The sequence below is a fragment of the Actinomycetota bacterium genome (assembly GCA_030650795.1).
In the GTDB taxonomy this organism is placed as follows: Bacteria; Actinomycetota; Actinomycetes; order S36-B12; family S36-B12; genus UBA11398.
Genome location: JAUSDJ010000013.1, coordinates 1 through 2454 on the forward strand (window position 1 = coordinate 1; position 2454 = coordinate 2454).

The 2454-nt window shown below is 59.2% G+C and carries 3 protein-coding genes; 2 read left to right on the forward strand and 1 reads right to left on the reverse strand.

Features of this window, described 5'->3' with window-relative positions:
* Positions 1–89: 89 nt before the first annotated feature.
* Both Q7L55_03680 and Q7L55_03685 read left to right on the forward strand, forming a co-directional pair.
* Positions 90–398: a helix-turn-helix domain-containing protein gene (locus tag Q7L55_03680; protein ID MDO8731659.1), complete on the forward strand. Its 309-nt coding sequence runs from the start codon at positions 90–92 to the stop codon at positions 396–398.
* Between the two features lies 1 nt (position 399).
* Positions 400–1239, forward strand: a complete 840-nt coding sequence (locus tag Q7L55_03685) for an IS630 family transposase (protein ID MDO8731660.1) — start codon at positions 400–402, stop codon at positions 1237–1239.
* On the opposite strand, the gene Q7L55_03690 is transcribed toward Q7L55_03685, so the two are convergent.
* Complete coding sequence (locus Q7L55_03690) at positions 1236–2270, reverse strand: hypothetical protein (protein MDO8731661.1); 1035 nt, start codon at positions 2268–2270, stop codon at positions 1236–1238. The two genes, Q7L55_03685 and Q7L55_03690, sit on opposite strands and share 4 nt — an antisense overlap.
* Between the last annotated feature and the right edge of the window lie 184 nt (positions 2271–2454).

A 2454-nucleotide genomic window follows, 5' to 3' on the forward strand; every position in this document is an offset into this window, starting at 1 on the left:
AGTGGTCGTGTTTATAAGTACAGTGACGTATAATCGCTTGCATCTTGCATTGTATCGGGATACTGTTGACCTTTCGGCAAGGAGAGGTCATGCCCAGACGCAGCCCGTACACGATTCTGCTGTCCAGGGAGGAATTGGAACATCTCGAAGCACTGGCCAGCCGATATACGGCACCGTATTTCCAAGTTGTGCGCGCCAGGATAGTCCTCTACGCGGCGCTCGGCCTCGAGAATCAGGAGATCGCCGCCCGGCTCGAATTGCCGCGGCAGGTGGTGAGCAAGTGGCGCAAGCGCTTCTACAAACGACGCCTCGATGGCTTGGAGGATGAACCGCGCTCCGGGCGTCCGCCCGGTTTTTCCCCCTCGCGTCGTCGTTCAGGTAAAGGCGCTCGCTTGTGAGTTGCCGGCCGAGAGCGGCGTTCCGCTCTCGCGCTACAGCATTCGTGAACTCGCGCGTGTCGTCGTCGAGCGCGGAATCGTTGGCTCGATCAGCGGGGCGACGATCTGGCGCTGGCTCGACCGCGAAGCGATTCGCCCGTGGTACCATCGCAGCTGGATATTCCCCCGGGATCCGGAGTTCGCAGTGAAGGCGGGGCGCGTCCTTGACCTCTATCATGGTGTGTGGTGCGGCGCACCGCTCGGGGACAGTGACTACGTCATCAGCGCTGACGAGAAAACGAGCATTCAGGCTCGGTTGAGGACTCATGCGAGTGAGCCGCCGCAAGCCGGACAGCCGATGCGCGTGGAGCATGAGTACGATCGTGCCGGTGCCTTGGTCTATCTGGCCGCCTGGGATGTGCAACGCGCCAGACTTTTCGGCCGGTGCGAGCCGAAGAGCGGCCTTGTGCCCTTCGGCCGCCTGGTCACGGACGTGATGAGCCAAGAGCCGTATGCCTCGGCAGAGCGCGTGTTCTGGATCGTTGACAACGGATCATCGCACCGCGGCAAGGCCGCGGTCCAGCGTCTGGCGAAGTGCTGGCCAAATCTCATCCTCGTGCACCTGCCAATTCATGCCAGTTGGCTCAATCAGATTGAAATCTATTTCTCGATCCTCGAGCGCAAGGTGCTCCGGCCGAATGCCTTCAATTCCCTCACTGCCCTCGAGGACAGCATTCTCGCGTTTCAGGATCGCTACCAGCAGACTGCCAAGCCCTTTGACTGGAAATACACGCGGCAGGACCTTGCACGACTCCTCGCCAAGCTTGCGCTTCCCAATGCTCCGTTGGTTCGTTGTGCCTAAGATACGTCATCGAATTTCCGAACTAGACCACTTAGGCCAGCCGCCCAGTCGGTCCCCTCGTCGTCCCATCCATGACCGGGTAGGCCTAGCACGAGATCATCCTTCGGTTCCTTCCCGATCACCTGTGTGAGGATCGAGGCGTTTCCTTGAAGGTAGGGCTCGATCTTACCTCTGAAGAGATGTTCTAGCGGGTGCAGCAGCCGGAGTACCGAGTGTTTCTTGTGGACATGGATTGCATAGAAAAGCACCGGCCGCGGGTTCACGAAGGAATGGATCTTGACGTTCGGGCCGAGCGGCAAGAAGTAGCCTGAATGCTCCCTGCCAGGCTCAATTTGCCATGCTTCCATCTTAAGGATTGGCCAGAGGCTGTTGTGCAACGCTGTTCGCCGCGCAATTTCATGCCGCTGCCTTTCGGGGCGGGTTCTTTCGAATTCCCGCTGCTTCGCAGCTCGGTCGCGCTCAGCCTGAAGTCTCTTCGAGGCATCCTCGAGTAGACCGCTTATGGTCGGTTCTAACGCAGCGATAGCTCTCTTGATCAGGCCAAGGCCAACCGCCCAATCCGGCATATCTTCGTCGAGACCGTGCCCCGGGAGTCGCAACACAACATCGCCTTCCGGTCCCCTCCCGGTCGCCCCCACGAGAACCGAAGCGTTCTCTCTCAGATAGGGCTCGATCCTAAGCAGGGAGAAGCCTTGTCGTGGGTGGATGAGCCGGAGCAAGCATTGCTTCCTGTGGATCTGGATTGAATAAGAGAGCAGCGGCTGCGCCTCCCACTCGGCATGCACCTTGACGTTCGGGCCGAGCTGCAGGAAGTAGTGTCTCCCCTTCTCGCCCACCTGCCACGATTCCGCTTCGAGCATTGGCCAAAGGTTGTCGTGCAACGCGGTTCGCCCAGCACTCTCATACGGCCCCCACACGTCCCGTTCCCCTGCGGCCCATTTCCATTCGTACTCCGAGATCGAATCGGCCAGCTCCGCTGGGGCCTCAATCGCTCGATCCTCAGGCTCGTTGAGATCCTCGGGCTTCAGCAACGTTCTTCGTAGCAAGGGGTCTCGCGCCAGATCCCACACTCCGAGATCCAAGTCAAACCGACCTGTGACAAACTCGCAGGCCGCTGCTAAGTGGTCGTGTTTATAAGTACAGTGACGTATAATCGCTTGCATCTTGCATTGTATCGGGATACTGTTGACCTTTCGGCAAGGAGAGGTCATGCCC